This is a genomic window from Streptomyces sp. NPDC086766 (assembly GCF_044746005.1).
GTDB lineage: Bacteria > Actinomycetota > Actinomycetes > Streptomycetales > Streptomycetaceae > Streptomyces.
The window spans coordinates 326467-348874 of the sequence record NZ_JBIVBI010000005.1 but is presented as its reverse complement, the minus strand read 5'-3'; the positions used below and the strand labels follow the sequence as shown (position 1 = coordinate 348874).

At 74.0% G+C, this 22408-nt stretch carries 21 protein-coding genes; 14 read left to right on the top strand and 7 right to left on the bottom strand.

The features are described from left to right. Window positions 1–264 precede the first annotated feature (264 nt). From ACIPM1_RS12215 to ACIPM1_RS12205, 3 genes are all read left to right on the top strand, one after another. Window positions 265–1848 (top strand): DUF2252 domain-containing protein, encoded by a 1584-nt coding sequence (locus tag ACIPM1_RS12215; RefSeq protein WP_402432961.1) that lies wholly within the window; start codon window positions 265–267, stop codon window positions 1846–1848. Between the two features lie 117 nt (window positions 1849–1965). Then, window positions 1966–2814: a hypothetical protein gene (locus ACIPM1_RS12210; RefSeq protein WP_356181553.1), complete on the top strand. Its 849-nt coding sequence runs from the start codon at window positions 1966–1968 to the stop codon at window positions 2812–2814. A 57-nt stretch (window positions 2815–2871) separates the two neighbouring features. Beyond that, entirely contained in the window at window positions 2872–3201 is a 330-nt protein-coding gene (locus tag ACIPM1_RS12205) for a rhodanese-like domain-containing protein (RefSeq protein ID WP_356181677.1), read from the top strand. Window positions 3202–3275: 74 nt separating this feature from the next. Here the strand turns inward: ACIPM1_RS12205 and ACIPM1_RS12200 are convergent, their stop codons facing one another. From ACIPM1_RS12200 to paaA, 5 genes are read right to left on the bottom strand one after another with little or no spacing between them, the layout of a single operon-like run. Beyond that, complete coding sequence (locus ACIPM1_RS12200; RefSeq protein WP_402432568.1) at window positions 3276–4340, bottom strand: 2Fe-2S iron-sulfur cluster-binding protein; 1065 nt, start codon at window positions 4338–4340, stop codon at window positions 3276–3278. Further along, window positions 4340–4885, bottom strand: a complete 546-nt coding sequence (gene paaD / locus ACIPM1_RS12195; protein WP_402432958.1) for a 1,2-phenylacetyl-CoA epoxidase subunit PaaD — start codon at window positions 4883–4885, stop codon at window positions 4340–4342. The genes ACIPM1_RS12200 and paaD overlap by 1 nt, the downstream gene beginning before the upstream one ends. Next, window positions 4882–5601 (bottom strand): 1,2-phenylacetyl-CoA epoxidase subunit PaaC, encoded by a 720-nt coding sequence (paaC, locus tag ACIPM1_RS12190; RefSeq protein WP_402432565.1) that lies wholly within the window; start codon window positions 5599–5601, stop codon window positions 4882–4884. Before paaC ends, paaD begins: the two co-directional genes overlap by 4 nt. Then, window positions 5598–5885, bottom strand: coding sequence for a 1,2-phenylacetyl-CoA epoxidase subunit PaaB (gene paaB, locus ACIPM1_RS12185; protein WP_266824692.1), 288 nt, complete (start codon window positions 5883–5885; stop codon window positions 5598–5600). The genes paaC and paaB overlap by 4 nt, the downstream gene beginning before the upstream one ends. Beyond that, window positions 5882–6889: a 1,2-phenylacetyl-CoA epoxidase subunit PaaA gene (gene paaA, locus ACIPM1_RS12180; RefSeq protein WP_402432561.1), complete on the bottom strand. Its 1008-nt coding sequence runs from the start codon at window positions 6887–6889 to the stop codon at window positions 5882–5884. Before paaA ends, paaB begins: the two co-directional genes overlap by 4 nt. A 383-nt stretch (window positions 6890–7272) precedes the next feature. On the opposite strand from paaA, the gene ACIPM1_RS12175 reads away from it, so the two are divergent. Genes ACIPM1_RS12175 through ACIPM1_RS12165 form a run of 3 tightly spaced genes read left to right on the top strand, consistent with a single transcriptional unit; the run spans window position 7273 to window position 10291 of the window. Next, window positions 7273–8331 (top strand): DUF5819 family protein, encoded by a 1059-nt coding sequence (locus ACIPM1_RS12175; RefSeq protein WP_402432558.1) that lies wholly within the window; start codon window positions 7273–7275, stop codon window positions 8329–8331. Beyond that, window positions 8328–9539, top strand: coding sequence for an HTTM domain-containing protein (locus ACIPM1_RS12170; RefSeq protein ID WP_402432555.1), 1212 nt, complete (start codon window positions 8328–8330; stop codon window positions 9537–9539). The genes ACIPM1_RS12175 and ACIPM1_RS12170 overlap by 4 nt, the downstream gene beginning before the upstream one ends. Beyond that, entirely contained in the window at window positions 9536–10291 is a 756-nt protein-coding gene (locus tag ACIPM1_RS12165; RefSeq protein ID WP_402432552.1) for a TrmH family RNA methyltransferase, read from the top strand. Before ACIPM1_RS12170 ends, ACIPM1_RS12165 begins: the two co-directional genes overlap by 4 nt. A 6-nt stretch (window positions 10292–10297) precedes the next feature. Here ACIPM1_RS12165 and paaN read toward each other — a convergent pair whose 3' ends face one another. Next, window positions 10298–11989 (bottom strand): phenylacetic acid degradation protein PaaN, encoded by a 1692-nt coding sequence (gene paaN / locus ACIPM1_RS12160; RefSeq protein ID WP_402432549.1) that lies wholly within the window; start codon window positions 11987–11989, stop codon window positions 10298–10300. 160 nt (window positions 11990–12149) lie between these two features. Here paaN and ACIPM1_RS12155 point away from each other — a divergent pair, with 160 nt between their 5' ends. Next, the gene (locus ACIPM1_RS12155; RefSeq protein ID WP_402432546.1) at window positions 12150–13664 is read left to right on the top strand and encodes a 3-hydroxyacyl-CoA dehydrogenase; all 1515 of its coding nucleotides are present in this window, start codon (window positions 12150–12152) and stop codon (window positions 13662–13664) included. Beyond that, entirely contained in the window at window positions 13661–14251 is a 591-nt protein-coding gene (locus ACIPM1_RS12150) for a TetR/AcrR family transcriptional regulator (protein WP_356181584.1), read from the top strand. The genes ACIPM1_RS12155 and ACIPM1_RS12150 overlap by 4 nt, the downstream gene beginning before the upstream one ends. 39 nt (window positions 14252–14290) lie before the next feature. On the opposite strand, the gene ACIPM1_RS12145 is transcribed toward ACIPM1_RS12150, so the two are convergent. Next, complete coding sequence (locus ACIPM1_RS12145) at window positions 14291–14773, bottom strand: Lrp/AsnC family transcriptional regulator (RefSeq protein ID WP_356181680.1); 483 nt, start codon at window positions 14771–14773, stop codon at window positions 14291–14293. Between the two features lie 190 nt (window positions 14774–14963). On the opposite strand from ACIPM1_RS12145, the gene pdhA reads away from it, so the two are divergent. Genes pdhA through ACIPM1_RS12115 form a run of 6 tightly spaced genes read left to right on the top strand, consistent with a single transcriptional unit; the run spans window position 14964 to window position 22358 of the window. Further along, window positions 14964–16109, top strand: a complete 1146-nt coding sequence (gene pdhA / locus ACIPM1_RS12140; RefSeq protein ID WP_356181587.1) for a pyruvate dehydrogenase (acetyl-transferring) E1 component subunit alpha — start codon at window positions 14964–14966, stop codon at window positions 16107–16109. Then, a complete protein-coding gene (locus ACIPM1_RS12135) occupies window positions 16106–17110 on the top strand; it encodes an alpha-ketoacid dehydrogenase subunit beta (RefSeq protein WP_402432541.1) in 1005 nt (334 codons plus the stop codon). The genes pdhA and ACIPM1_RS12135 overlap by 4 nt, the downstream gene beginning before the upstream one ends. Further along, window positions 17110–18594, top strand: coding sequence for a dihydrolipoamide acetyltransferase family protein (locus tag ACIPM1_RS12130; RefSeq protein WP_402432538.1), 1485 nt, complete (start codon window positions 17110–17112; stop codon window positions 18592–18594). The genes ACIPM1_RS12135 and ACIPM1_RS12130 overlap by 1 nt, the downstream gene beginning before the upstream one ends. Before the next feature lie 55 nt (window positions 18595–18649). Further along, a complete protein-coding gene (locus ACIPM1_RS12125) occupies window positions 18650–19672 on the top strand; it encodes an NTP transferase domain-containing protein (RefSeq protein WP_402432535.1) in 1023 nt (340 codons plus the stop codon). Then, window positions 19669–21264, top strand: coding sequence for a molybdopterin molybdotransferase MoeA (locus ACIPM1_RS12120; protein ID WP_402432532.1), 1596 nt, complete (start codon window positions 19669–19671; stop codon window positions 21262–21264). Before ACIPM1_RS12125 ends, ACIPM1_RS12120 begins: the two co-directional genes overlap by 4 nt. Next, complete coding sequence (locus ACIPM1_RS12115; RefSeq protein ID WP_402432529.1) at window positions 21261–22358, top strand: potassium channel family protein; 1098 nt, start codon at window positions 21261–21263, stop codon at window positions 22356–22358. Before ACIPM1_RS12120 ends, ACIPM1_RS12115 begins: the two co-directional genes overlap by 4 nt. Window positions 22359–22408: the final 50 nt, after the last annotated feature.

Here is a 22408-nt window from a genome sequence, read left to right as displayed (position 1 = left end):
CCTACCCGCTGCCGACCATGCGATACAGGGCCGCCGAGGTGAGAAGGCCCTCCCCGGGACCGCGCCGTCGCACGCGTGTGTCCGCGTCGGCGAGGAGGGTGCGTCCGCCGGTCGCGGAGCCGTGTCCGGGGCTCGGTGCTGTCCACAGTCGCCGAGTTGTCCACAGGGTCTGACGTCCTCGGGCCGAGGGCGGTACGGTCGCCACGAGTTGATGTTCGTCTGGGCACGGGTGCGGATGTGCGCGCGGCGGGGGAGGCGGTCGTGGTGACCGAGATCGGTGCGGGAGCGGCGGGTACGGTGCCGGCGCGGCAGGGGGCCGCTCAGGAGGCGCGGCAGGAGCCTGGGCAGGAGACCCGGGGAGCGACCGGGCGGCAGGCGGGGCCGGAGACCCGGCAGGAGGCGCTTCAGGACGGGGCCGACGGCGGGCGTGCGCGCCGGCTGCCGCGGGTGCGGGGCTTCGCCCGGTGGCCCGGGCAGGGATCCACCGCGGTGGACGGGTCGCCGGAGGGCGGGTCGCCCAAGAAGAAGGGGAAGGCGCTGCGCCACCGGGTGCCGCGTTCCGCGCACGCCGCTCTCGATCCGGACGGCTCCCGTCCCGACGCGGTGACGGCGGTCGAGCAGTCCAACCACGGCCGGATACCGGAGCTGACCCCGATACGGGTGGGCCGGATGGCGGCGACGCCGTTCGCCTTCCTGCGCGGTTCGGCGGGCCTCATGGCCCACGACCTGGCCCGTACGCCCATGACCGGGGCGGCGGCACAGATATGCGGGGACGCCCACGCGGCCAACTTCGGCCTGTACGGCGACGCCCGCGGCGGCCTGGTCATCGACCTGAACGACTTCGACGAGACGGTCCACGGCCCCTGGGAGTGGGACCTCAAGCGCCTGGCCACCTCGCTGGTGCTGGCCGGCCGGGAGGCGGGCTGCGACGAGGAGCGCTGCCGCGAGGCCGCCCACGACGCGGTGGGCGCCTACCGGCGCACCATGCGGCTGCTGGCCAAGCTCCCGGTCCTGGACGCGTGGAACGCCATCGCGGACGAGGAACTGGTCTCCCACGCCGACGCCCACGACCTGCTCGGGACGCTCGAGCGGGTCTCGGAGAAGGCGCGGGCCAACACCAGCGGACGCTTCGCGGCCAAGTCGACCGAGCCCACCGAGGACGGCGGTCTCCGCTTCGTGGACGCCCCGCCGGTGCTGCGGCGGGTGCCGGACGCGGAGGCCGCGGCGGTGGCCGCCTCGCTCGAGCAGTACCTGACCACGCTCTCCGAGGACCGGCTGCCCCTGCTGGCCCGTCACGCGGTGCACGACGTCGCCTTCCGGGTGGTCGGCACGGGCAGTGTGGGCACCCGGTCCTACGTGGTGCTGCTGCTGGACCACCGCGGCGAGCCGCTGGTGCTGCAGGTGAAGGAGGCGAGGCCCTCCGCCCTGCTGCCGCATCTGGCGACGGCCGGTTTCGAGGTGCCCGAGGTGGCGCACGAGGGCCGGCGGGTGGTGCTCGGCCAGAAGCGGATGCAGGTGGTGAGCGACATCCTGCTGGGCTGGACGACGGTCGACGGACGGCCTTTCCAGGTGCGGCAGTTCCGCAATCGCAAGGGCAGCGTCGACCCGGCCGCGCTCGCCGCGGACCAGATGGACGACTACGGCCGCATGACCGGCGCCCTGCTGGCCCGCGCCCACGCCCACAGCGCCGATCCCCGCCTCATCGCCGGCTACTGCGGCAAGAACGAGGAACTCGACGAGGCCGTCGCCGCCTTCGCCGTCGCCTACGCCGACCGCACGGAGGCGGACCACGCGGACCTGGTGGCGGCGGTGCGGGCAGGCCGGATCGCGGCGGAGACAGGGGTGTGACGAAAGACCGGGGGCTGTGACGGAGGACCGGGGTGTGACGGGGGCGGCCTGCGGGGCGGACCGTCCTTTCGGGGCGCGACGAGGGAGGGCGGCGCCCGCGTGGCCTAGGCTGGTCGGGTGACGACCCCGGAAGCTGAGCAGGGTGACGTCGCCGGGGAGGCTCGGGCGACGTCCGACGGTGCTGCGGCGCGTCCCGAGGAGCGCCTGGAGCGGGCCGTACGGGCCGCCGAGCAGGCGCTGATCGAGTACGAGATCGCGGTGGAGACCTTCCGTGTGGAGGTCGAGAACTTCTCCCGGCTGCACCAGCAGAGACTCGGCCCTCTCTACGCCCGCCTCGAAGAGCTGGAGGCGCAGATCGCCGAGGCCACGGCGGCACGCACCGGCGACCCCGAGGACCGGCGCAGGGCGGACGAGGCCCGCGCCCGGCTGATGCCGATCCCCGGTGTGGAGGAGCTGCTGCACGGCTGGATGGACGGGGAAGGCCTGTTCCCGGAGGCCGCGGCGATGCTCACCGACCAGCCGGTGCGGTCTCCGCAGCGGGTGCGCCCCAGCGAGGAGGCCCGCAGGCTCTACCGCGAGCTGGCCCGCAAGGCCCACCCCGACCTGGCGCAGCGGGAGGAGGAGCGCAAGCGGCGCGAGGAGTTCATCACCCGCGTCAACGCCGCCTACGCCCGGGGCGACGAGACGGAGCTGCGGGAGCTGGCGGCGGAGTGGGCCGCGGGCCCGGCGCCCGCCGAGCGGGAACCGAGCCCCAGCGAGGAGCTCTACGCCCGTCTGGAGTGGCTCGCGCAGCGCAAGGAGCTGCTCACGATGCTGGCGAAGGAGCTGGAGGACAGCGCGATCGCCTCGATGCTCCGCCTGGCCCCCGACGACCCCGACCGGCTCCTGGAGGAGATCGCCGAGCAACTGCGCGGCGACGTGACGGCCCGCGAGGCGGAACTGGCCGCGCTGCTGGGCCAGGGCTGAGACGGCGTCCCCGCGCCCGTTTCGGGTAGCGTCGGGGTCATGCATTTCGGAGCTGGTGTGCCCACGGTCGAGGTCGGCGATCTCAAGGACGACGACTTCCTGCTGGACGTCCGCGAGGACGACGAGTGGCAGGCGGGCCACGCCGAGGGGGCGCTGCACATCCCCATCAGCGAGTTCGTGGCGCGCTACGGCGAACTGACCGAGGCGGCGCCCCAGGACGGGCGCGTCCATGTGATCTGCCGCTCGGGCGGACGCTCGGCCCAGGTCGCGATGTATCTGGTCCAGCAGGGCGTCGACGCGGTGAACGTGGACGGCGGCATGCAGGTGTGGGCGGCCTCCGGCCGGCCGGTCGTGACCGACGAGGGCGAGCCGGGCCACGTGCTCTGAGCCTGACGGTGCGAGGCCCGGAGAAAAGGGCACCGTGCTGCGGCCGCCTCCCGCGCGCGGCAGGCGGCCGGTTATCAGCGGTCGAAGTCCAGCTCCACCTGCTCGGTCGCCGGATGCGACTGGCACGCCAGCACGTATCCCGCCTCGGTCTCCTCCGGCTCCAGCGCGAAGTTGCGGTCCATGCGCACCTCGCCCGCCACCAGGAAGGCCCGGCAGGTGCCGCACACGCCGCCCTTGCAGGCGTAGGGCGCGTCGGGCCGGTTGCGCAGCACCGTCTCCAGCAGGGTCTCCCCGTCCTGGACCGGCCAGCTTCCGCCGCGGCCGTCGAGCCGGACGGTGACCGTGCTGTGGGCGGGGGCCGCGGCCGTCGGGACGGGAGCCGTCCCCGCGTCCACGTGGAAGATCTCCTGGTGGATCCGGGTCCGGGCCACCCCGAGCCCGTGCAGGGCCCGCTCGGCGCCCTGCACCAGCCCGTACGGCCCGCACAGGAACCAGCCCGCCACGTCCCCCACGGGCAGCAGCGCCGGGAGCAGCTCCGTGAGCCGCTCCTCGTCGAGCCGGCCGGACGGCAGGCCCGCCTGCTGCTCCTCCCGGGAGAGCACCGTCACGAGGTGCAGCCGGTCCGGGAAGCGGTCCTTCAGGTCGGCGACCTCCTCCAGGAACATCGTCGAGGCGGTCGTGCGGTCGCTGCGGATCAGGCAGAAGCGTGCTCCGGGCTCACGCGCCAGCAGGGTCGACGCGATCGACAGCACCGGCGTGATGCCGCTGCCGCCGACCACCGCCGCGTAGTGGCCGGGAGCGGGCTCCAGCGTGAAACGTCCCGCCGGGGTCATCACCTCCAGCTCGTCGCCGACGTTGATCTCCTTGAGCGCGTACGTGGAGAACGCGCCGCCCTCCACCAGCCGCACGCCGACCCGCAGCGTCCGCGGCCCGTCGCCGCCGGGCTCCGGTGCGGGGGAGCAGATCGAGTACGTCCGCCGTATCTCCGTCCCGTCGGCCGTCCGCCGCAGGGCGAGGTGCTGCCCCGGTGCGTGCCGGTACTCGGCGCGCAGCTCCGGCGGCACCGCGAGGGTCAGGGCCACGGAGTCGTCGGTGAGCCGGTCGACCGCGGTCACCCGCAGCGGATGGAAGCGGGCCATCACACCTCCTTGAAGTGGTCGAACGGTTCGCGGCAGGACAGGCAGCGCCGCAGCGCCTTGCACGCGGTGGAGGAGAACCGGCTGAGCAGCTCGGTCTCGGCCGCACCGCAGTGCGGGCAGGGGACGGGGGCGGCCGCGGCTACCGGGTCCGGTGCCGGGGACAGCGTGCGCGCCGGGCCGAGCTCCAGCGCGACCGGTCCCGAACCGTCGCGCACACGCGGCGGCGCTATGCCGAACTCCCGCAGTTTGCGGCGTCCTTCGTCGGAGATGTCGTCCGTCGACCAGGCGGGCGCCAGCACCGTGCGGACGGTGACCTCCCGCAGGCCGTGCTCGCGCAGCACCCGCTCGATGTCCTGGGACATCGCCTCGATCGCCGGGCAGCCGGTGTAGGTCGGGGTCAGCTCGACCTCGACGGCGTCCGCGCCGCGCAGGTGCACCGCGCGCACCACGCCCAGCTCCTGCAGGGTCAGCACGGGCAGCTCGGGGTCGGGCACCGAGCCCGCGAGGCGCAGCAGCTCGGTCTCCAGCGGGGTCGCGGTGGTCACCATGACGCCCCCGGGTGGCTGCGGTGCAGGTGCTGCATCTCGGCGAGCATCCGCCCGAACGGCTCGGTGTGCAGGCCCTGCCGGCCCGCGCCCGCCGCCCACGCCCCCGACTGCGGGCCCTCGGGCAGGGGCAGGGTGGCCCGGCGCAGCACGTCGCTCACGGACTCCGTCCAGGCCGACCGGAGCGCCGCCCAGTCGACGTCGAGTCCCTCCACCGGCTGGAACATCTCGCCGGTGAACCGCCACAGCGCCTGGCAGGCCCGCCCCATCCGCTCGTGGCTGACGTCCGTGCCGTCGCCGAGCCGCAGCGTCCACTGCTCGGCGTGGTCGCGGTGGTAGGCGACCTCCTTGACGGCCTTCGCGGCGAGCGGGGCGAAGACGCCGTCGCCGGCGGCCAGCCGGGCGTACAGAAGGTGCTGGTAGGTGGAGAAGTAGAGCTGGCGGGCGATGGTGTGCGCGAAGTCGCCGTTGGGCTGCTCGACGAGCTGGAGGTTGGTGAAGGCGCGCTCCTCGCGCAGATACGCCAGCTCGTCCTCGTCGCCGACCATCGACAGCAGCACGCGGGCCTGTCCCAGCAGGTCCAGCGCGATGTTGGCGAGGGCGACCTCCTCCTCCAGGACGGGGGCGTGCCCCGCCCACTCCCCCAGGCGGTGGGAGAGCACCAGGGCGTCGTCGCCCAGGGCGAGGGCGGCCGTCGTCGCGACAGTGGCGGTCACAGGTGCTTCACCCCGTCCGGGATCTCGTAGAAGGTCGGGTGCCGGTAGGGCTTGTCGGCGGACGGCTCGAAGAACGGGTCCTTCTCGTCCGGCGAGGACGCGGTGATCGCCGAGGACGGCACGACCCAGATGGAGACGCCCTCGCCGCGCCGCGTGTACAGGTCGCGCGCGTTGCGCAGGGCCAGCTCCGCGTCCGGGGCGTGCAGGCTGCCGGCGTGGGTGTGGGACAGTCCGCGCCGCGAGCGCACGAAGACCTCCCACAGGGGCCAGTCGGTGTTGGTCATGCCTGCTTCACTCCCGTCTCACCGGTGTGCTTGGCGGCGTGGGCCACGGCCGCCTCCCGCACCCACGCGCCCTCGTCATGGGCTCGCCGGCGCTGGGTGATGCGCTGTTCGTTGCACGGTCCGTTGCCCTTGAGGACGTCGTAGAACTCCGTCCAGTCGATGGCGCCGAAGTCGTGGTGCTCCCGCTCCTCGTTCCATTTCAGGTCCGGGTCGGGGAGGGTGAGGCCGAGGCTCTCGGCCTGCGGGACGCAGATGTCGACGAAGCGCTGGCGCAGCTCGTCGTTCGAATGCCGCTTGATCTTCCAGGCCATCGACTGCGCCGAGTGCTGGGAGGCGTCGTCGGGCGGTCCGAACATCATCAGCGACGGCCACCACCAGCGGTTCACCGCGTCCTGGGCCATCTCGTGCTGCTCGGGGGTGCCGCGGCTGAGGGCGAGCAGCAGCTCGTACCCCTGGCGCTGGTGGAAGGACTCCTCCTTGCAGACGCGGACCATCGCGCGCGCGTACGGCCCGTAGGAGCAGCGGCACAGGGGCACCTGGTTGGTGATCGCGGCGCCGTCCACCAGCCAGCCGATCGCGCCGACGTCCGCCCAGGTCAGGGTGGGGTAGTTGAAGATCGAGGAGTACTTCTGGCGGCCGGTGTGCAGCTTGTCGAGCAGCTCCTCGCGGCTGGTGCCGAGGGTCTCGGCCGCGCTGTACAGATACAGCCCGTGGCCCGCCTCGTCCTGGACCTTGGCCATGAGGATGGCCTTGCGGCGCAGGGAGGGGGCGCGGGTGATCCAGTTGGCCTCCGGCTGCATGCCGATGATCTCGGAGTGGGCGTGCTGGGCGATCTGCCGGATCAGCGTCGCGCGGTAGCCCTCGGGCATCCAGTCGCGCGGCTCGACGCGCTCGTCGGCGGCCACGGCGGCGTCGAAGGCCCGCTGCCGGGCGTCGGTGCTCTCCGCGCCCGAGGCGTCGTGCGCCTGGGTGCGGGCCGGCTGGTGCGCGGCTGCTGTCGCCATGCGGTCCCCCTCGACCTCGACTTCGCTCCATGTCTCCCGACCGATCGTTCGGTCCGGTGGGATCCATGGTGGGGCGCGGCGCCGCGGGGTGTCAACCGCTGTGGACGACCGCGGGCTCCCTGTGGACGAACCGCGGACTCTCGTCTCGGCCGCTCGTCGTCGGGTTCGTCTCCGCGGTTCGTCTGGGCGGCATGTCGTCGCGGTTCGTCTCCGCGCTCCCGTTCCTGCGATCCTGTGTCCGGTCTTTTGTCTGTGTCCGGTCATCGCGGCACGGCGAAGGATCGTCGGCGTACCGGCCGGGGGTGTGCCCGGAGGACGGGCATGAGTACCGTTCCGTGCGGCGCCGAGGACCGTGAGACGGACGGGGATGGGAACGGGGCGGAATGGACGCGTACGACGAGGACCCGAACGCCCCGGACGGCGGGGCGCCGGCAGGCGAGGCCGCGGCCGGCGGCCCGTCCGGTGCCCACGACCCGCTCGGCGCCGGGGGCCCACCGAGTGCCGGCGAACGGCCCGGTGACGGCGAGCAGTCCGGTGCGCCGCCCCGGCCCGGCGACGGCGACCCGCCCGGCGCAGGCGACCCGCCCGGGCAGAGCGGTCACTCCGTCGAGCCCGGCCATGGCGGTCACTCCGTGGCGCCGGACCCGGACGATCATCCCGTCGCGCCGGTCCCGGACGGTCGCCCTGTCGCGTCGGACCCGGACGGTCATCCCGTCGCGCCCGGCTCGGGTGGTCACTCCGTCGTACCCGACCCGGACGGTCACCCCGTCGTGCCCGGCCCCCGCGCCGAGGCCCGGGGCGGGGTCGCCGCGCTCTCCACGCCCTACCGGGTCGGTGCGGCGCTGGCGCTCGCGGTGGTGGCGGTGACCGCCTGCGTGCACCTGGGCATGGTGTTCCTGCACGTCGCGCCGTCGAACACGATGACGAAGCAGCACGGCAAGGCCGTGGACGACTGGGTCTACCCGGAGTTCGAGCAGAACTGGAAGCTCTTCGCGCCGAACCCGTTGCAGCAGAACATCGCGGTGCAGGTGCGGGCCGAGGTCGCCACCGGCGCCGGCGGCCTGCGCACGACCGGCTGGTACGACCTGTCGGCACAGGACGGCCGGGCCATCGACGGCAATCCGGTGCCCAGCCACACCGAGCAGAACGAACTGCGCCGCGCCTGGGACTTCTACGGCGCCAGCCACACCAACGAGAACCGCCCGGCGGGCCTGCGCGGCATGCTCGCCGAGCAGTACCTGCGCCGGATCGTCGTGCTGCGCCTCGGCCGCGACCACGCGGCCGGCCCGGACGGGGTGATCCAGCGCGTCCAGGTCCGCAGCCGTACCACCAACGTGCAGCCGCCGGTGTGGAGCGGGGAGAAGGTGCCGGACGCACCCGCCTACCGCGTGCTTCCCTGGTGGACGGTGCCGAGTGGCGAGCTCGAAGGGGGTGTGCGGTGAACCGGCTCTCGCTCTGTTTCTCCCGGGGTATAGCCCGGGTCACCGAGGCGGCCCTCGGCCCGTACCAGGCGGCCGTGATCCGTATCGGCTTCTCGCTGACCTGGCTGCTGTTCCTGCTGCGCGAGTTCCCCCACCGCCAGGAGCTCTACGGGCCGGACGCGCCGTGGAGCTGGGACCTCGCCGAGCAGCTGACCGCGAGCAACGGCTCCTTCACGGCCCTGCTGTGGTCCCGGGGGCAGCTGTGGTTCGAGATCGTCTACGTGCTGGCCGTCCTGGCGAGCCTGCTGCTGATGCTCGGCTGGCGCACTCGCACCCTGTCCGTGCTGTTCATGGTCGGTGTGCTGTCGCTGCAGAACCGCAGCGTCTTCGCCGGTGACGGCGGCGACAACGTCCTGCATCTGATGTCCCTGTACCTGGTCTTCACGCGCTGCGGCCAGGTGTGGTCGCTGGACGCGCGGCGGGCCCGGCGCGCGGCGGCGGCCCACGCGCGCGGGGAGCGGACGCCCGACCGGGCCGGTCCCGTCCTGTGGGCCGTGCTCGGGCTGGTCCTGGTCGCGGTGACCGCGGCGGGCAGGATGCGGGGCGAGTGGCTCGTCCCCGCGCTCCTGTGGGGTGTGTGGGTGGCGCAGGCCCTGTGGTGGGCCGTCGGGCGCCGGGACCGGTGGTCGCAGCCGCGGATCCTGCTCGACGTGATCGCCAACCTGGTGCACAACGCCGCGCTGATGGTGATCGCGGCGGAGGCGTGCCTGATCTACGCGACGGCCGGCTGGTACAAGATCCAGGGCTCGCGCTGGCAGGACGGCACCGCCGTCTACTACCCGCTCCACCTGGACTACTTCTCGCCCTGGCCCGCGCTCGGCGGCCTGCTGTCGGCCAGCGGCACCATGGTGATGCTGGTGACCTACGGGACGGTGGCCGTCCAGGTCGCCTTCCCGTTCACGCTCTTCAACCGGCGGGTCAAGAACGTCCTGCTGGCGGCCATGATGACCGAGCACGCGGTGATCGCCGTCGTCCTGGGGCTGCCGTTCTTCTCACTCGCGATGATCGCGGCGGACGCGGTGTTCCTGCCGACCTCGTTCCTGCGCCGCGTGGGCGGCTGGGCGGCCCACGCGCGGGGGCGGCTGCGCTCACGGGCGGGCCGGCCGGCGCCGCAGGACGCGCGCTCCCCGGGGGACGGCGAGCCCGTCCACGTAGGCTTCGGGGCATGACCGACCCCGTTTCCCGCTGGCGCCGGCTCGCCGGGGACTGCGTGCTGCTCGACGGCTTCCACGCCCTCAAGCACGCGGTGCGTTTCGGTGCCGAGGTGCCGGTGGCGGTCACCGCCGACCGGCGGGCGGCGCTCGCCCTCGCCGACGAACTGGCGCCGGACGTACGGGACCGGCTGGGCGTCCTGCTGGCCGAGGTGCCGCGGGAGACCTACGCCTCCCTCGTGGCCCGGCCCCACCCGACCGCCGTCGCCGCCCTCGCCGTGCGGCCCTCCCGCGAGGACCGGCTGGCGGCGCTGGCCCGCATGCCCCGCAGCGCGCCCGTGGTGGTCCTCGACCAGCCGCGCAACCTGGGCAACGCGGGGGCCGTGATCCGGCTGGCCGCCGGGTTCGGGGCGACCGGGGTGGTCACCACCGGAACCCTCGACCCGTGGCATCCCACCGTGGTGCGCGGCGGGGCGGGGCTGCACTTCGCGACCGCCGTGGAGCGGCTCGGCGTGGACGAGCTGCCGCCCGGTCCGCTGTTCGCCCTCGACCCGGAGGGCGAGGACATCCGGGGGCTGAAGCTGCCGGACGACGCCGTGCTCGCCTTCGGCTCCGAGCGCAGCGGCCTGTCCGGCGGACTCCGCGCGCGCGCCGATCACCTGGTGGCGCTGCCGATGCGCCCCCAGGTCTCCAGCTACAACCTCGCCACCAGCGTGGCGATGACGCTGTACCACTGGAGCGCCGGCGGGGGCGCACCGCTCGCGTCCTGAGGGTGCCTACGCCTCCCGGCGGACCTCCACCACCCGGAACCGGTTGGCCACGAACGCCCCGTCGCACAGGGCCGCGTTGGCCGCCGGGTTGCCGCCCGAGCCGTGGAAGTCGGAGAAGGCGGCGGTCTGGTTGACGTACACCCCGCCGGTGAGGTTGAGGGACAGCTGGGCGGCCTCCTCCAGGCACACCTCCCGCACGGCCTGCTCGACCTCGTCGTCGGTGGTGTAGGCGCCCACCGTCATCGCGCCCTTCTCTCGGACCGTGCGGCGCAGCAGCTCCACCGCGTCCGCCGCCGAGTCGACCGCGACGGTGAAGGAGACGGGCCCGAAGCACTCGCTCATGTAGGCGGACTCGGCGTCCGGCTTGGCGCCGTCCAGCTTGACGATCACCGGGGTGCGGACGACCGCGCCGGGGAAGTCCGGGTTGGTGACCTCGCGGGAGGCGAGGGCGACCTCGCCGAGGCCGGCGGCGGCCTCCAGGCGCGCCTTCACGTCCGGGTTGACGATCGCGCCGAGCAGGGCGTTCGCCCGGGCGTCGTCGCCGAGCAGGCCCTCGACGGCCCTGGCGAGGTCGGCGGCGACCTCGTCGAAGGACTTGGGGCCCTCATCGGTGCGGATGCCCTCGCGCGGGACGAGCAGGTTCTGCGGGGTGGTGCACATCTGGCCGCTGTAGAGGGAGAGCGAGAAGGCCAGGTTGGAGAGCATCCCCTTGTAGTCGTCGGTCGACTCCACGATCACCGTGTTGACGCCGGCCTTCTCCGTGTAGACCTGCGCCTGGCGCGCGTTGGCCTCCAGCCAGTCGCCGAAGGACGTCGACCCGGTGTAGTCGATGATCCTGATCTCGGGGCGGGTGGCCAGGGTCTTGGCGATGCCCTCGCCGGGACGCTCGGCGGCCAGCGCCACCAGGTTCGGGTCGAAGCCGGCCTCGGTGAGCACCTGGCGGGCCACCTGCACGGTGAGCGCCAGCGGCAGCACCGCGCGCGGGTGGGGCTTCACCAGGACCGCGTTGCCGGTGGCCAGGGACGCGAACAGGCCCGGATAGCCGTTCCACGTCGGGAACGTGTTGCAGCCGATCATCAGCGCGATCCCGCGCGGGACGGGCGTGAACTGCTTGGTGAGGGCGAGCGGGTCGCGCTTGCCCTGGGGCTTGGTCCACTCCGCGGTGTCCGGGGTGCGCACCTGCTCCACATAGGCGTACGCGACGGCCTCCAGACCGCGGTCCTGGGCGTGCGGGCCGCCCGCCTGGAAGGCCATCATGAAGGCCTGGCCGGAGGTGTGCATGACGGCGTGGGCGAACTCGTGCGTCCGGTCGCTGATCCGCTTGAGGATCTCCAGGCAGACCACGGCACGCGCCTCCGCGCCCGCGTCGCGCCAGGCGCGCTGCCCGGCCCTCATCGCGGGCAGCAGCTCGTCGAGGTCCGCGTGCGGGTAGGTCACGCCCAGGTCGATACCGTACGGCGAGACCTCGCCGCCCACCCAGTCGTCGGTGCCGGGCTGGCCGAGGTCGAGGCGGGTGCCCAGCAGGGCGTCGAAGGCGGCCTTGCCCGCGGCCGCGTCCAGGCTGCCGTGCTCCCCGTAGGCCTTCGGGTGCTCGGGGTGGGGCGACCAGTACGCGCGCGTGCGGATCGCCTCCAGCGCCTGGTCGAGAGTGGGCCGGTGCCGTGCGATGAGCTCGTGCGCGGTCAGTTCGGCGGCCATGTGGGACCAACTCCTCGTCTCAAGAACTCTTCTTCGAGCTCATGACCTGGGCAGAACCATGGGCAGGAACGACTGGACAGGGCTAGAGTAACCGAACGATCGGTCGGGACAAGGGGGCCTGCCGCATCTGTGGAAAACCCCGTGCGGGAGGATCGCGCACATGACAGCACTCGACCTCAGCAGCCCCGTGGCCGTCGTCGGCACCGGCACCATGGGCCAGGGCATCGCCCAGGTCGCGCTGGCCGCCGGCCATCCGGTGCGGCTCCACGACGCCGTGCCCGGGCGGGCCGGGGAGGCGGCCGCCGCGATCGGCGCGCGCCTGGACCGGCTCGTCGAGAAGGGCCGGCTCTCCGCCGCCGACCGGGACGCGGCCCGCGCCCGGCTGCGGCCCGTCGAGGACCTCGCCTCCCTCGCGGACTGCGCGCTCGTCGTCGAGGCCGTGCTGGAGCGGCTGGACGTCAAGCAGGAGCTGTTCCGCGAGCTGGAGGGAGTCGTCGGCGACGACTGCCTGCTCGCCACCAACACCTCCTCCCTGTCGGTGACGGCCGTCGGCGGCGCGCTGCGCAACCCGGGCCGCCTCGTGGGCCTGCACTTCTTCAACCCGGCGCCGCTGCTGCCGCTGGTGGAGGTCGTCTCCGGGTTCGCGACCGACGTCACGTCGGCCACCCGCGCGTACGAGACGGCCCGCGCCTGGGGCAAGACGCCGGTCGCCTGCGCGGACACCCCGGGCTTCATCGTCAACCGGATCGCCCGGCCGTTCTACGCCGAGGCGTTCGCCGTCCTCGAGGCGCAGGCCGCCGACCCCGCCACCATCGACGCCGTGCTGCGCGAGTCCGGCGGCTTCCGGATGGGCGCCTTCGAGCTGACCGACCTCATCGGGCAGGACGTCAACGAGTCGGTCACGCACTCCGTGTGGCAGTCGTTCTTCCAGGACGTCCGCTTCACGCCCTCGCTCGCCCAGCGGCGCCTGGTCGAGTCCGGCCGCCTCGGCCGCAAGAGCGGACACGGCTGGTACGACTACGCCGAGGACGCCGAGCGCCCCGAGCCGCACACCGCCGAGAAGGCGCACGCGCCCGCGTACGTCGTCGCCGAGGGCGATCTGGGCCCGGCGTCCGAACTGCTCCCGCTGATCCGCGAGGCGGGCATCGCCGTCCGTGAGGAGGACGAGGACCACGGCACCCGCCTGGTGCTGCCCGGCGGCGGCCAGCTGGTCCTCGCCGACGGCCAGACGTCGGTCGAGTTCCGTGACGTCGTCTACTTCGACCTCGCGCTCGACTACCGCAGGGCCACCCGGATCGCCCTGTCCGCCTCGCAGGACACCTCCCCGCAGACCCTGGCCGAGGCCACCGGGCTCTTCCAGGCGCTCGGCAAGGACGTCAGCGTCATCGGCGACGTCCCCGGCATGATCGTGGCCCGTACGGTCGCCCGGATCGTCGACCTGGCGCACGACGCCGTCGCCAAGGGGGTCGCCACCGAGGAGGACATCGACACCGCGATGCGCCTGGGCGTCAACTACCCCCTCGGGCCCTTCGAGTGGAGCCGCAGGCTCGGCCGGACCTGGGCCTACGGCCTCCTGGACGACCTGCACCTGCGCGACCCCTCGGGACGCTACGCGCCGTCCCTGGCGCTCTACCGCCACGCGTACGCCACCGACAAGCGGGAGGGCGCCTCATGACCACCGCCAGGCGCGACACCTACACCCCGGAGACGCTGCTCACCGTCGCCGTGCGGGTCTTCAACGAGCGCGGCTACGACGGCACTTCCATGGAGCACCTGTCCAAGGCTGCCGGCATCTCCAAGTCGTCGATCTACCACCATGTCGCCGGCAAGGAGGAGTTGCTGCGCCGGGCCGTCAGCCGGGCGCTGGACGGGCTCTTCGGCATCCTCGGCGAGGAACCCGCGCGCGTGGGGCGCGCGGCGGGCCGCCTGGAGTACGTCGTGCGGCGCATGGTGGAGGTGCTCATCGCCGAACTGCCGTACGTGACGCTGCTGCTGCGCGTGCGCGGCAACACGGGCACCGAGCGCTGGGCGCTGGAGCGGCGCCGCGAGTTCGATCACCGGGTGGCCGAGCTGCTGAAGGCGGCGGCCGCGGAGGGGGACGTGCGCGGCGACGTGGAGGTGCGGCTCGCGACCCGGCTCGTCTTCGGGATGATCAACTCGATCGTGGAGTGGTACCGGCCGGACGGGCGCGGCATGAACGAGCGCGAAGTGGCCGACGCGGTGGTGCAGTTGGTCTTCGGGGGCCTGCGAAGGGCGGACTGAGCGGCTGCCGCAGGCCGCCGCCGGCCGCCTCCCGGCCGGTCAGCCCTGGGGCTCCAGGTCCTCCTCCTCGAACACCAGCAGCGTGCGGGTGCTGAGCACCTCGGGTATCGCCTGCAGGCGGGTGAGCACCACCTCGCGCAGGGCCCGGTTGTCCGGGGTGTGCACGAGGAGCAGCACGTCGAAGTCGCCGCCCACCAGCGCGATGTGGGACGCGCCGGGCAACTGCCTGAGCTGCTCGCGCACCGTGCGCCAGGAGTTCTGCACGATCTTCAGGGTGATGTACGCCGAGGTGGCCTGACCCGCGCGTTCGTGGTTCACACGGGCCCCGAACCCGCGGATCACGCCGTCGTCGATGAGGCGGTTGATCCGCGCGTAGGCGTTGGCGCGCGAGACGTGGACCCGGTCGGCGACCGACCGTATCGAGGCGCGGCCGTCCGTCTGGAGCATCTGCAGGATGTCCTGATCGATGGCGTCCAGCGGGCGCGGCGGCGGAAGCGCGGCACCGTTCGGGCCCTCGGCCATTTGTTCAGACGCCATGTCCCCCCGCCTCTCCGCTGTGGACGTACTGCGTACATCTCAGGTTGTGGAGAACCGTTTGTCCACAGCCTGGGGCCGCCTGTAGCCAAAATGTGCCGACGACCGAACAATCGGTAGGTGAGGCGGGTCACAGCCGACACGCCTCCCGTAGCCACTCCCACGAGGAGGTGCCGTCATGACGGTCATGGAGCAGCGGGGCGCGTACCGGCCATCGCCGCCGCCCGCCTGGCAGCCCCGTACCGACCCCGCGCCGCTGCTGCCCGACCCGGAGCCGTACCGCGTCCTCGGCACGGAGGCCGCCGCCAAGGCCGATCCGGAGCTGCTGCGCCGCCTGTACGCGCAGCTGGTGCGCGGCCGTCGGTACAACGCGCAGGCAACCGCGCTCACCAAGCAGGGCCGTCTGGCCGTCTACCCCTCCAGCACCGGCCAGGAGGCCTGCGAGGTCGCCGCCGCGCTCGCCCTGGAGGACCGGGACTGGCTCTTCCCCAGCTACCGTGACACGCTCGCCGTCGTCGCGCGCGGTGTGGACCCCGTCGAGGCCCTCACCCTGCTGCGCGGTGACTGGCACACCGGCTACGACCCCTACGAGCACCGGGTGGCGCCGCTGAGCACCCCGCTCGCCACCCAGCTCCCGCACGCCGTGGGCCTGGCCCACGCCGCCCGACTCAAGGGCGACGACGTGGTCGCGCTGGCCATGGTCGGCGACGGCGGCACCAGCGAGGGCGACTTCCACGAGGCGCTGAACTTCGCCGCCGTCTGGCAGGCCCCGGTCGTCTTCCTCGTCCAGAACAACGGCTTCGCCATCTCCGTCCCGCTCGACAAGCAGACCGCCGCCCCCTCCCTGGCCCACAAGGCCGTCGGGTACGGGATGCCGGGGCGCCTGGTCGACGGCAACGACGCCGCCGCCGTCCACGAGGTCCTCTCCGACGCCGTACGCAACGCGCGCGCGGGTGGCGGTCCGACGCTGATCGAGGCGGTGACGTACCGCATCGACGCCCACACCAACGCCGACGACGCCACCCGCTACCGCGGCGACGCCGAGGTCGAGACCTGGCGCGACCACGATCCGATCGCGCTGCTGGAGCGGGAGCTGACCGGGCGGGGCCTGATCGACGAGGATGGGATCCGGGCCGCGCGCGAGGACGCCGAGACGATGGCCGCCCGGCTGCGCGAGCGCATGAACCAGGACCCGTCGCTCGACCCGGCGGACCTCTTCGCCCACGTGTACGCCGAGCCCACCCCGCAACTGCGCGAGCAGCAGGCCCAGCTGCGGGCCGAGCTGGAGGCCGAGTCCGAGTCCCAGGAGGGTACGGCCCGATGACCACCGTCGCGCTCAAGCCGGCCACCATGGCCCAGGCCCTCACGCGCGCGCTGCGCGACGCGATGGCCGCCGACCCCGCCGTGCACGTCATGGGCGAGGACGTCGGCACCCTCGGCGGGGTCTTCCGCGTCACCGACGGACTCGCCAAGGAGTTCGGCGAGGACCGCTGCACGGACACCCCGCTGGCCGAGGCAGGCATCCTCGGCACCGCCGTCGGCATGGCCATGTACGGACTGCGCCCGGTCGTCGAGATGCAGTTCGACGCCTTCGCCTACCCGGCCTTCGAGCAGCTCGTCAGCCATGTCGCGCGGATGCGCAACCGCACTCGCGGCAGGATGCCCCTGCCGATCACCGTCCGCGTCCCCTACGGCGGCGGCATCGGCGGCGTCGAGCACCACAGCGACTCGTCCGAGGCGTACTACATGGCGACTCCGGGGCTCCATGTCGTCACGCCCGCGACCGTCGCCGACGCCTACGGCCTGCTGCGCGCCGCCATCGCCTCCGACGACCCGGTCGTCTTCCTCGAACCCAAGCGCCTGTACTGGTCGAAGGACTCCTGGAACCCGGAGGACCCGCAGACCGTCGAGCCCATCGGCCGTGCGGTGGTGCGGCGCACCGGGCGCAGCGCCACGCTGATCACGTACGGCCCGTCCGTGCCCGTCTGCCTCGAGGCCGCCGAGGCGGCGCGGGCCGAGGGCTGGGACCTGGAGGTCGTCGACCTGCGCTCCCTGGTGCCGTTCGACGACGAGACCGTCTGCGCGTCGGTGCGGCGCACCGGGCGGGCGGTCGTCGTGCACGAGTCGGGTTCCTTCGGCGGTCCGGGCGGGGAGATCGCCGCCCGGGTCACGGAGCGCTGCTTCCACCACCTGGAGGCGCCGGTGCTGCGCGTGGCCGGATTCGACATCCCCTACCCGCCGCCGGTGCTGGAGCGGCACCACCTGCCGGGTGTCGACCGGATCCTGGACGCCGTGGCGCGTCTGCAGTGGGAGGCGGAGGGCTGATGGCACAGGTGCTGGAGTTCAAGCTCCCCGACCTCGGGGAGGGGCTCACCGAGGCGGAGATCGTCCGCTGGCTGGTGCAGGTGGGCGACGTCGTCACCGTCGACCAGCCGGTCGTCGAGGTCGAGACGGCCAAGGCGATGGTCGAGGTGCCCTGCCCGTACGGGGGCGTGGTCACGGCCCGGTACGGCGAGGAGGGCACCGAACTGCCCGTCGGCGCCCCGCTGCTGACGGTGGCGGTCGGCGAACCGGCCGCCGGGGACGACGGCCAGGGCTCCGGCAACGTCCTGGTCGGGTACGGCACCGGAGCCCCCCCGGCGCGCCGTCGGCGGGTGCGCCAGGCGCCGGTCGCCCGGGCATCGGGCGGGCCGGCTTCGGACATGTCCGCTCCGGGTAAGCCGGCCGCGGGCGCGGGCGAAGGGGTGGCCGCCGCCAACGGCGGTCCGGCAGCGTCTGCCGCCGCCCAGGCGATGACGGCGGGGGTAGCGGCCCTGAACGGCCGCGCCGGTACGGCCGTCCCCGGCCCGTCGGCCGACCGTTCGGCCGACGGACCCGTCCCGGTCATCTCCCCGCTCGTCCGCCGGCTCGCCCGGGAGAACGGCCTGGACCTGCGCCGGCTCTCGGGTTCCGGCCCCGACGGGCTGATCCTGCGCGCGGACGTCGAGGGCGCGCTCAGGGCCGGCACGGCGCCGGGCCGTACGGGGGCGCCGGGCACGGCGGTCGCGACCGCGTCCGGCACGGCCGTGTCCGCCGCCGAGCGGCCCGCCGGTACCCGGGGTGCCTCCCGCGCCGGTGCCGGAGGCACGCGCATCCCTCTCAAGGGTGTGCGCGGTGCCGTGGCCGACAAGCTGTCCCGGAGCCGCCGGGAGATCCCGGACGCCACCTGCTGGGTGGACGCCGACGCGACGGAGCTGATGCGGGCGCGGGCGGCGATGAACGCGGCCGGGGGCCCGAAGATCTCCCTTCTCGCCCTCCTCGCCCGCATCTGTACGGCCGCGCTCGCGCGCCATCCGGAACTCAACTCCACGGTGGACATGGAGGCCAGGGAGGTCGTCCGGCTGGACGAGGTGCACCTCGGCTTCGCCGCGCAGACCGAGCGCGGGCTCGTCGTCCCGGTCGTACGGGACGCGCACGCGCGGGACGCCGAGGCGCTGACCGCCGAGTTCGCCCGGCTGACCGAGGCGGCCCGCGCGGGCACCCTGACGCCCGCGGAACTGACCGGCGGCACCTTCACGCTGAACAACTACGGGGTGTTCGGCGTCGACGGCTCCACGCCGATCATCAACCACCCCGAGGCCGCCATGCTCGGCGTCGGCCGCATCGTCCCCAAGCCCTGGGTGCACGAGGGCGAGCTGGCGGTGCGGCAGGTCGTCCAGCTCTCGCTCACCTTCGACCACCGGGTGTGCGACGGCGGCACGGCGGGCGGTTTCCTGCGGTATGTGGCGGACTGCGTGGAACAGCCGGCGGTGCTGCTGCGCACGCTGTGACGCCGAGCTCCCGCCCGCATTCCCTGTGATCGCGGGCGGGACGCATACTCGGGGGGTGACCGCCTACGAGCCCCCCGGCGCACCCGGCGCCCGTGACGTGCCCGACGAACCCGGCACGCACGGCGCGGTGGACGCGGCCGGGCGTGTGCCGAACGAAGGTGCCGGGTACGACGCCGTCGTGCTCGCCGGCGGTGCCGCCCGGCGGCTCGGCGGCGCGGACAAACCCGGGGTGCGGGTCGGTGGCCGCGCCCTGCTCGACCGGGTGCTGGGCGCCTGCGCCGGAGCGCGCACGACCGTCGTCGTGGCCGAACCCCGGCCGACCGCGCGGCCCGTGCTGTGGGCGCGCGAGGAGCCGCCCGGCGCCGGTCCGCTCGCCGCGCTCGACGCCGGGCTGCGCCGCACCACCGCGGACCATGTCGTCGTGCTCTCCGCCGACCTGCCGTTCCTCGAAGAGACCACCGTGCGACGGCTGTTGGACGCCCTGCGGGCGGGCCGCGCGGACGGCGCGCTGCTCACCGACGCCGAGGGGCGCGACCAGCCGCTCGTGGCCGCGTACCGGACGGCCGCGCTGCGCCGCGGGCTGGCGGCCCTCGCCGCGTCCGTACCCGGCGGCGGCTCCGTACCCGGCGGCGGTTCCGCACCCGGCGGCGGCGCGGGCGGCCCCCTCACCGGGCTGCCGCTGCGCCGGCTGACCGCCGACCTCGACCTCACCCGCGTCCCCGACCCCGTCGCCTCCTTCGACTGCGACACCTGGGACGACATCGCCGACGCCAGGGCACGCATCAGGGAGCATGGGCACGTGTTGGATGAATGGATTTCCGCAGTCAAGGACGAGCTGGGCATCGACCTGGACGTCGACACCGGCGGTCTGCTGGACCTGGCCCGCGACGCCGCCCACGGCGTGGCCCGGCCGGCGGCACCCCTGACCACCTTCCTCGTCGGTTACGCCGCCGCGAAGGCGGGGGGCGGCCCCGAGGCGGTCGCCGAGGCCGCCCGCAAGGCCGTCGCACTCGCCCAGCGCTGGGCGGACGAGAGCGCCGCCGACCCGGGGTCCGGCGCGGGCCGGGACGCCGGATGACCGCCCGCGGCGTCCGCACCGGCGAGGACGCCGAGGATCTCGACGTCGAGGAGGTGCTCGCGCTCGTGAAGGAGGGCAATGTCCCCGCACCGGGCGACGGCCACGACGACAGCCGAACTCCGGGCCACGGCCACGGTGACGGCCCCGGGACCGCCCCGGGGTGCGGCGCCGGAGACGCCCCCGGTCCGGCCCACGTCCGCGACACCGCCCCCGCGGGATACGACGACCTCCTGTGGGACAGCCGTGACACCACCGCCTCCGCACCCGGCGCCGCGCCCCCCGAGGGGGAGCACTCCGGCCGGGGCGGCGCCGCGGCCGGCCACGGCGGCCCGCACTCCGCGGCGGCCCGCCACCGGGCCACTCCCTGGCCCGCCGCCCGCGAGATCGCCGCCCGGGCGGCCCGTGCCTCCGTCCCCCGGGGAGCCGCCGCCGGTGACACCCCCGCCGGCGCCCGCCGCGCCACCGTGTCGGTGCCCCTCGACGCCGCCCTGGGCCTGGTCCTGGCCGCCCCCCTCGCCGCCCTCACCGACCTGCCCTCCTTCGACACCTCCGCCATGGACGGCTGGGCCGTGGCCGGCCCCGGCCCCTGGGACGTCCGGGACGAGGGAGTTCTGGCCGGGCACGCGCGGCCCGAGCCGCTGACCGACGGCGAGGCGGTGCGGATCGCGACCGGCGCCCGCGTCCCGCAGGGCTCCACGGCGGTGCTGCGCCGCGAGCACGGCCGCATGGACGACAAGGACCGGCTGCACTCGACCCGCGAGGTCGTGCACGGGCAGGACATCCGCCCGCGCGGCCAGGAATGCGGCAGCGGCGACCAGTTGCTGCCCCTCGGCACTCTCGTCACCCCGGCCGTGCTGGGCCTCGCCGCGGCCGCCGGGTACGACACCCTCACCGTGATCCCGCGGCCCCGCGCCGAGGTCTTCGTGCTCGGCGACGAACTGCTCGCGGAGGGCCTGCCGCACGACGGCCTGATCCGGGACGCGCTCGGCCCGATGCTGCCGCCCTGGCTGCGGGCGCTCGGCGCCGAGGTCACCGCCGTACGCAGGATCGGCGACGACGCCGGAGCCCTGTACAAGGCGGTCACCGGATCCGGGGCCGACCTGATCGTCACCACCGGGGGCACCGCCGCCGGTCCCGTCGACCACGTCCACCCCGTCCTGCGCCGCATCGACGCCGAGTTCCTGGTGGACGGCGTCCAGGTGCGCCCCGGCCACCCCATGCTCCTGGCCCGCACCAAGGAGCACCAGCACCTCGTCGGCCTGCCCGGCAACCCCCTGGCGGCCGTCTCCGGTCTGCTCACCCTCGCCGAACCGCTGCTGCGCACTCTGGCGGCGCGCCCGGCGCCGGAGCCGTACACGCTGCCGCTGAGCGACGCGGTGCACGGGCATCCGTACGACACCCGGCTGGTGCCCGTCGTGCTGCGCGGAGACCACGCGGTTCCGCTGCACTACAACGGACCGGCCATGCTGCGGGGCGTCGCGGCCGCCGACGCCCTGGCCGTCGTACCACCGGGCGGCGCGCGGGCGGGGCAGGAGGCGGAGCTGCTCGATCTGCCCTGGGCCGCGGCCGGCATCGGGGTGTGTTTCACGTGAAACTTCCGGGCCATGACGCGATCGCCCGGCAAGCGGACGAACACCTCGTGACCCATCGGGTGAGACTCCCGAAGAGGGTGGTGGAGCGCCCGGTCCGGCAGGTGGGCAAGCGGCTGGCCCTCGCCCTGCTGGTGCTGATGGCGACGGTCCTGATCGTCTACGCAGACCGCGAGGGCTACAGCGACAGCTCGGACGGCTCGGTCGACTTCCTGGACGCGGCGTACTACGCGACGGTCACCCTCTCCACCACGGGCTACGGCGACATCACGCCTGTCAGCGACGCCGCCCGGCTCACCAACATCCTCGTCATCACGCCGTTGCGCGTGCTGTTCCTGATCATCCTCGTCGGCACCACGCTCGAGGTCCTCGCCGAACGCACGCGGGAGGAATGGCGCCTCAACCGCTGGAGGTCCACCTTGCGTGACCACACCGTCGTCGTCGGCTTCGGCACGAAGGGGCGGTCGGCCCTGCAGACCGTGTGCGCGACGGGGTTGCAGAAGCAGCGGGTCGTCGTGGTCGACCCGAGCGCGAAGGTGGTCGACGCGGCCACGGCGGACGGGTACGCGGGGGTGATCGGGGACGCCACGCGCAGCGAGGTCCTCAAGCGGGCGGAGGTGCAGCGGGCGCGGCAGATCATCGTGGCCACGCAACGGGACGACACCGCGGTGCTCGTGACGCTGACGGCGCGGCAGCTCAACCGGGGGGCGAAGATCGTGGCGGCGGTGCGCGAGGAGGAGAACGCGCCGCTGCTCCGGCAGTCCGGGGCGGACGCGGTCATCACGAGCGCGAGCGCGGCGGGGCGTCTGCTGGGGCTGTCCGTGCTGAGTCCGGCCGCCGGCATGGTCCTGGAGGACCTCATCCAGCAGGGGAGCGGCCTGGACATCGTCGAACGGCCCGTCATACGGGCCGAGGTGGGCAGGGGCCCGCGGGAGACCGACGACCTGGTGGTCAGCGTCGTACGGGGGCACCGGGTGCTCGGATACGACGATCCGTCGGTCGGCACACTGCAACTGACGGACCGTCTGATCACCATCGTGCGGGCCACACCGGGCACCCAGGTCACCCCGCACGCGCGGCCGCTGCCCACGGACTGAGCGCCGTCCGCCCCGTGGCCGGGCGCCCGCCGGGGCCTTGGCACGCCGTT

Excerpts from the sequence above, each read along its gene's own strand:
- ACIPM1_RS12200 (WP_402432568.1), bottom strand. The coding sequence starts at position 4,340 with ATGGCCCGCTTCCATCCGCTGCGGGTGACCGCGGTCGACCGGCTCACC.
- paaB (WP_266824692.1), bottom strand. The coding sequence starts at position 5,885 with ATGACCAACACCGACTGGCCCCTGTGGGAGGTCTTCGTGCGCTCGCGG.
- paaA (WP_402432561.1), bottom strand. The coding sequence starts at position 6,889 with ATGGCGACAGCAGCCGCGCACCAGCCGGCCCGCACCCAGGCGCACGAC.
- ACIPM1_RS12175 (WP_402432558.1), top strand. The coding sequence starts at position 7,273 with ATGGACGCGTACGACGAGGACCCGAACGCCCCGGACGGCGGGGCGCCG.
- ACIPM1_RS12165 (WP_402432552.1), top strand. The coding sequence starts at position 9,536 with ATGACCGACCCCGTTTCCCGCTGGCGCCGGCTCGCCGGGGACTGCGTG.
- paaN (WP_402432549.1), bottom strand. The coding sequence starts at position 11,989 with ATGGCCGCCGAACTGACCGCGCACGAGCTCATCGCACGGCACCGGCCC.
- ACIPM1_RS12155 (WP_402432546.1), top strand. The coding sequence starts at position 12,150 with ATGACAGCACTCGACCTCAGCAGCCCCGTGGCCGTCGTCGGCACCGGC.
- ACIPM1_RS12150 (WP_356181584.1), top strand. The coding sequence starts at position 13,661 with ATGACCACCGCCAGGCGCGACACCTACACCCCGGAGACGCTGCTCACC.
- ACIPM1_RS12145 (WP_356181680.1), bottom strand. The coding sequence starts at position 14,773 with ATGGCCGAGGGCCCGAACGGTGCCGCGCTTCCGCCGCCGCGCCCGCTG.
- pdhA (WP_356181587.1), top strand. The coding sequence starts at position 14,964 with ATGACGGTCATGGAGCAGCGGGGCGCGTACCGGCCATCGCCGCCGCCC.
- ACIPM1_RS12135 (WP_402432541.1), top strand. The coding sequence starts at position 16,106 with ATGACCACCGTCGCGCTCAAGCCGGCCACCATGGCCCAGGCCCTCACG.
- ACIPM1_RS12130 (WP_402432538.1), top strand. The coding sequence starts at position 17,110 with ATGGCACAGGTGCTGGAGTTCAAGCTCCCCGACCTCGGGGAGGGGCTC.
- ACIPM1_RS12120 (WP_402432532.1), top strand. The coding sequence starts at position 19,669 with ATGACCGCCCGCGGCGTCCGCACCGGCGAGGACGCCGAGGATCTCGAC.